The 6,591-nt window shown below is 60.7% G+C and carries 4 protein-coding genes; all 4 read right to left on the reverse strand.

All coding sequences use genetic code 11. The annotated features are described in order from the left end of the window. Window positions 1–11: 11 nt before the first annotated feature. The 4 genes from AC30D7_RS26840 to AC30D7_RS26855 are packed head-to-tail and all read right to left on the reverse strand — an operon-like array spanning window position 12 to window position 6,311. A complete protein-coding gene (locus tag AC30D7_RS26840; RefSeq protein WP_490136079.1) occupies window positions 12–1,376 on the reverse strand; it encodes a heavy metal sensor histidine kinase in 1,365 nt (454 codons plus the stop codon). Further along, window positions 1,366–2,043, reverse strand: a complete 678-nt coding sequence (locus AC30D7_RS26845; protein WP_490136080.1) for a heavy metal response regulator transcription factor — start codon at window positions 2,041–2,043, stop codon at window positions 1,366–1,368. Before AC30D7_RS26845 ends, AC30D7_RS26840 begins: the two co-directional genes overlap by 11 nt. A 9-nt stretch (window positions 2,044–2,052) precedes the next feature. Beyond that, window positions 2,053–5,154, reverse strand: a complete 3,102-nt coding sequence (locus tag AC30D7_RS26850; protein WP_490136081.1) for a multidrug efflux RND transporter permease subunit — start codon at window positions 5,152–5,154, stop codon at window positions 2,053–2,055. After that, window positions 5,151–6,311 carry an efflux RND transporter periplasmic adaptor subunit gene (locus tag AC30D7_RS26855; RefSeq protein ID WP_490136082.1) on the reverse strand — a complete coding sequence of 387 codons (1,161 nt, stop codon included), beginning with the start codon at window positions 6,309–6,311 and terminating at the stop codon, window positions 5,151–5,153. Before AC30D7_RS26855 ends, AC30D7_RS26850 begins: the two co-directional genes overlap by 4 nt. Window positions 6,312–6,591 lie beyond the last annotated feature (280 nt).

Below are 6,591 nucleotides of genomic sequence, written 5' to 3' on the forward strand. Positions count from 1 at the left end.
AGGACATCCTGTCAGACTGGAAGGTGAATGCCGAAGGTATTCATCCCATGATCACTGCGCACAAACACATCCCCGCCATGCATCAGCGCAATCGCCTTGACGATCGCCAACCCCAGGCCATGGTTGTTGCCGCTGTTACTGCGTGAAGCATCAACCCGGTAGAAGCGCTCGAACAGGCGCGGCAGATGCTCATTGGCGATCGGCGACCCCGGGTTGGTGACGCCGATGCTTACCTGATGCTCCTCGACTTCGATCCGCACCTGAATCACTTGCCCAGGCGCGGTGTGCTGCACCGCGTTGCTCAGCAAGTTGATCAACGCCCGGCGCAGATGTGCGATCTCTATGCGCACCTGCGCATCGCCCCTGACCTCGACCTGAACCTGCGCATCCTCAAGAATGAAATCCAGATACTCCAGCGTCGTCGCCACTTCATCAGCCAGCGAGGTGGACGTCAGTTGGGTGGCCTTGCTGCCCTGGTCGGCACTGGCGAGGAACAGCATGTCGTTGATGATCGAGCGCAGCCGTTCAAGCTCTTCGAGGTTCGATTGCAGCACTTCGAAATAGTGTTCGGCTGAACGCCCGCGTGTCAGTGCAACCTGGGTCTGACCGATCAGGTTGGTCAGCGGCGAGCGCAGTTCATGGGCCACGTCGGCATTGAACGATTCCAGCCGCGAGTAGGCCTGTTCCACCCGTTCCAGGGTGGCGTTGAACGAACTGACGAACTGATCGAGCTCCGGGGGCAATGGCGATAATTGCAGGCGCCCGGACAGCCTCGGTGGTGCCAGGCGTTGGGCTTCCTGCGACAACTTGATCAGTGGTTTGAGGCCGATCCGCGCCACCCAATAACCGAGTAGCGAGGCCAGCAATACACCGATGATCGCCAGGCTGATCAGGGCGATCAGCAAGTGGTGCTGTGTCTCGTAAAAGGTTTCGGTGTCGATGCCGATCATGAAACGCAGCGGCGGACGCTGGTCCTTGGCCGGCAGCTGCGTCAGCAGCACTTTCAGCGGGTATGGATGGTCGGGCAATGCCATGTCGCGCATGCCCAACGGGCCTTGTGCGAACGCGCGGATCGACGCGTCGGGTTGGCCGTATTCATAACCGGGATTGCCGCTGACCACCCAAAAGCGAATGCGTTTGTCTTCTTCGCTCAGCAGCTTGAGCTTGGCGTTGATCTTCACCCAATGCTCGGGCGTGCCGTAACGGTTGAGCGCCGATTCGAGCACGCTGTAGCGGGCGTCGAGTTCGGCTTCGGGCAGCAGGCCCAAGCCCTTGTCGACCTGTTGATACAGCGCACCGCCGATCAACAGGAACACCAGCAGCGCCACCAGCGTAAACATCCCGCTCAGGCGCAGCGCGATGGAGTTACTGGACACCACGGCTCTCCAGCACATAACCCATGCCACGAATGGTGTGCAGCAATTTCTCGTCGAACGGCCCGTCGAGCTTGGCTCGCAGGCGTTTGATCGCGACTTCGACCACGTTGGCGTCGCTGTCGAAATTAATGTCCCAGACCATCTCGGCGATGGCGGTTTTCGAGAGGATTTCACCCTGTCGCCGCGCCAGTACGCTGAGCAGCGAGAACTCCTTGGCGGTCAGGTCCAGGCGGGTGCCGGCGCGGGTGGCTTTGCGGCTGAGCAAATCTATCCACAGGTCGGCGATGCTCACCTGCACCGGCTCGTGGCCACCGCTGCGCCGGGTCAGCGCTTGCAGGCGCGCCACCAGTTCGAGGAAGGAAAACGGTTTGCCGAGGTAATCGTCCGCGCCATCGCGCAGGCCTTTGATGCGGTCTTCCACCCGTTCGCGGGCGGTGAGCATGATCACCGGGGTTTGCTTGCGCGCACGCAATGCGCGCAGCACGCCGAAACCGTCGAGGCCCGGCAGCATGACGTCGAGGACAATCACCGCGTAGTCAGTTTCCAGCGCCAGGTGCAGGCCTTCGACGCCATCGCGGGCCACGTCCACGGTGTAACCCTGTTCCGTCAGACCGCGGTGCAGATAATCCGCGGTTTTTTCCTCGTCTTCGATAATCAGAACGCGCATGACCCCGCCTCAGTCTGTGGTCGCCAGCACCGGCTGCTGTGCTGGTGTGGGTCTATGGAATATCCGCTCAAGCCACAAGTATATGACTGGAGTAGTGAACAGCGTCAGCGCCTGGCTCACCAGCAAACCGCCGACCACCGCGATGCCCAATGGCTGGCGCAGTTCGGCGCCGGTGCCGTAGCCGATCATCAACGGCAAGGCACCGAGCAGGGCGGCAAGCGTGGTCATGATGATCGGCCGGAACCGTGTGAGGCAGGCTTCATGGATCGCCTCCAGCGGTGGCAGGCCACGGTTGCGCTGGGCATCCAGCGCGAAGTCGATCATCAGAATCCCGTTCTTCTTGACGATACCGATCAGCAGCACCAGCCCGATCAGCGCCATGATCGAAAAGTCCTGGCCGCAGATCCATAGCATGATCACTGCCCCGAGCCCCGCCGAGGGTAGGGTCGAGATGATTGTCAGCGGATGCACGAAGCTTTCGTACAGCACGCCGAGAATGATGTACACCGCCACCAACGCCGCCAGAATCAACCACGGCTGGCTGGCCAGCGAACTCTGGAACGCCTGGGCCGCGCCCTGGAAATTACCGCTGATGGCGGCCGGCATACCGATGTCAGCCTTGGCCTGGTTGAGCATGATCACCGCATCACCCAACGCCACGCCGGATGCCAGGTTGAACGACAGGTTGGCCGCCGGGAACATTCCGTCGTGAGCGATGGATAACGGGCCGATGGTCGGCGCATCGAATTTCGCCAGGGCCGACAGCGGCACCATTTCCCCGCTCAGCGGCGAGCGCAGGTAGAAATAGTTGAGGCTTTCGGCCTTGCCGCGCTGTTTGGTGTCCAGTTCCAGAATCACATTGTATTGGTTGGTCTGGGTCTGGAATTCATTGACCTGCCGTTGGCCGAAGGCGTCGTACAGCGCTTCGTCGACATCGCTGGCGGTCAGGCCGAAACGCGCCGCCGCGCTGCGGTCGATGCTGATGTGGGTGATGCTGCCGCCCAGTTGCAAGTCGTTGGAAATGTCGCGGAACGCCGGGTTGCTGCGAAGTTTTTCCGTCAAGCGCTGGGTCCAGGTACTCAGGAGGGCACCGTCGTTGCTCTTGAGCACATATTGGTACTGGGCGCGGCTTGGGCCGGAACTGAGGTTGATGTCTTGCCCGGCGCGCAGGTACAGCACGATGCCCGGGACTTTCATCAGTTGCGGGCGAATCCGGTCGATGAACTGGCTGGCGGACACATCGCGGTCGCCACGTTTTTTCAGCGAAATCCAGAAGCGGCCGTTGGCGATGGTCTGGTTGCTGCCCGCAACGCCGACCGAGTGGGAGAACGTCTCGACGGCGGGGTCGGCAGCGACGATTTCGGCCATCGCCAAGTGTTTTTTCACCATGTCGCTGTAGGAAATATCCGCAGCTGCTTCGGTGGTGCCGAAGACGAAACCGGTGTCCTGTACCGGGAAGAAGCCTTTGGGGATAAAGATGTAACCGGCGATGGCCAACCCCAGCGACAGACTGAACACACCGATCATCAATGTCTGATGGGCGAGGGCGTGGCGCAGGCCTTTGTCGTACAGCGCCAGCAAGCGCTCGCCGAAACCCGGTTTGTTGTGGGCATGATGCACCGGCGCACGCATGAACAGCGCGGCCAACGTTGGTGCCAGGGTCAGGGACACCACCACTGAAATCAGGATGGTCGAGGTTGCGGTCAGGGCGAACTCCTTGAACAGCCGCCCGACCACGCCGCCCATGAACAGCAGCGGAATGAACGCCGCCACCAGCGAGAAACTGATCGAGACCACGGTAAAACCGATCTCGCCGGCGCCTTTGATCGCCGCCTCGCGCATACCGTCGCCGGCCTCCAGGTGCCGGTGAATGTTCTCCACCACCACAATCGCATCGTCGACCACAAACCCGACGGATACCACGATCGCCACCAGCGTCAGGTTATTCAGGCTGAAGCCCATGATGTACATCAGGGCGAAACTGGCGGTCAGCGACACACCGAGCACCGCTGTCACGATCAGGGTCGCCGAGAGTTGGCGCAGGAACAGCGCCATCACGGCCACCACCAGCAGGATCGCGATCAGCAGAGTGACTTCCACTTCATGCAGCGAAGCGCGGATGGTCTGGGTGCGGTCGATCAACACCTTGACCTGCATCGAGGCCGGCAGCATGGCCTCCAGCGTCGGCAGGGCCGCTTGAATACGGTCGACGGTCGCGACGATATTGGCCCCCGGTTGCCGGAAAATCACCAGGTTCACCCCCGGCTGGCCGTCAGCCCAGGCCTGAATGTAGGCATCTTCCGAACCGTTGACCACTTTGGCCACATCCTTGAGATGAACTGGCGCGCCGTTCTTGTAGGAAACGATGAGTTGGCTGTAATCCTCGGGGTGGAACAACTGGTCGTTGGTGGACAGGGTCGAAATGCTCGATTCACCGTACAACGCACCTTTGGCCAGGTTGAGGCTTGTTTGCTGGATCGCCAGGCGAATGTCCGCCAGGGTCAGGCCAATGGCGGCGAGCTTGTCCGCCGAAGCCTGCACGCGAATCGCCGGACGTTGCTGACCGGTGATGTTGACTTGGCCTACACCGTCGATCTGGCTGATCTGACGGGCGAGCAGGGTTTCCACCAGGTCACTGACTTCGGTGCCAGGCATCTGCGGCGAGTTGATGCTGAGGATCAGCACTGGGCTGTCAGCGGGGTTGACCTTCCTCCAGGTCGGCAGGTTCGGCATGTCTTTGGGCAGTTTGCCGGCGGCAGTGTTGATGGCGGCCTGGACTTCCTGGGCGGCGGTGTCGATGCTTTTGTCGAGGGTGAATTGCAGGGTCAGGATAGTCGAGCCCAAGGCGCTGCTCGAGGTCATCTGGGTGACGCCGGGGATCGCGCTGAATTGCACTTCAAGCGGTGTGGCCACCGACGAGGCCATGGTCTCCGGGTTGGCGCCGGGCAGCTGCGCGGCCACCTGAATGGTCGGGAATTCTGCTTCCGGCAGTGGCGCGATCGATAGCCGCGGGAAGGCGATGACGCCGAGCAATATAAGGGCAAAGGTCAGCAGGACCGTCGCCACCGGATGATCGATGCACCACGCGGAAATGGAACCGTGGCCCTTCATGGTTTTGGCTCCGACTGGACCACTTGCGGCGGCTCGGTCAGTACTTGCACGGTCGAGCCGGGTTTGAGCCTCGATTGGCCGTCGCTGACCAGTACATCGCCCGGTTTCACACCTTTGATGATGTTCTGGCCACTGTCTTGATAGACCATCTGCACCTGCACGGCTTCGACCTTGTCGCCGTTGACCCTGTACACGAAATGTTGATCGAGCCCACGTTGTACGACCGTGGGTGGCACCACCAGCGCATTTTTATCCAGCGCTGTCTGAATCTTTACCGTCACCAGCAGGCCCGGCCAGAGCTTCTGTGCGGGGTTGGCGAATTCGGCCTTGGCGCGGATGGTGCCGGTGTTGGCGTTGATCTGGTTGTCGATCAGGGTCAGGTGACCTTCGCCCAGCAGGTTGCCGGTTTCACCGTCAGTGTCGGCGCCGATGTAAGCCTTGACCGGTGCTTGCTGTGGATTGTTGATCAGGCCTTGCAGAGTCGGCAGCATTTGCTGCGGCAGGGAAAACTCCACGGCGATCGGGTCGATCTGGGTCACCGTGAACAGACCTTGGGTGTCGGTCATGCGCAGGAAGTTGCCTTCATCGACTGTGCGAATACCAACGCGACCGGTGACTGGCGAGCGAATCTGTGTGTAGGAAAGCTGCACCAGAGCGGCGTCGATCGAGGCTTGATTGCCTTGGGCGGTGGCTTTGAGTTGGTTGACCAGGGCTTGTTGCTGGTCGTAGGTCTGCTTGGACACGCCGTCGTCGACCCTCAGCAATTTGTAGCGCTTGAGGTTGACCTGGGCCACTTGCAGTTGCGCCTGGCTTTCGCCCAGTTGCGCCCGGGCCTGGTCGAGGCTGGCGCGGATCGAGCGGTCATCGAGGGTGGCCAGCAGGTCACCCTGGTTCACCAGTTGGCCTTCCTTGACCAGCAGTTTGGTGAGGATGCCGTCGATTTGCGGGCGCACGACCACGCTGTGCAAGGACAACACCGAGCCGATGCCGCTGACGTAGCGGGGCACATCTTTTTCAGTGACGCTGATCACCCGCACGGGGATGGCGGTGGGGGCGGCCAGTTTGGCGGTGGTGGGTTTGGTGGCGTACCAAACGCCCAGCGCTGCCAGGATGATCAGAAGGGCGGCGAGCAGGGCGGTTTTTTTCTGAATTCGCATGCGAGTGGGGCGCCGGGCTGAGTGGTCTGGTTTTGTCAGGTTTATACCTTCCTTTATAAACCTGTTCGCCGGTCAGGAGCGTGACTGGTAACTGACGGCTCTGTCAGTTTGGACCGGGATCTTGTTTTGATCTTGGCGGCCTTATAGCCGACCAAGCTCTTACTTACGGAGTACATATCCATTTCTGCGGTAACGGCTACTTATGGTTTCGCCCTTACGGCCATCCCTTTCAAGGTCTTTTCGTTTTGGCGGCCTTGATTACCCGGTCCGTTGAAACATA

The organism is Pseudomonas sp. DF5, assembly GCF_058148225.1.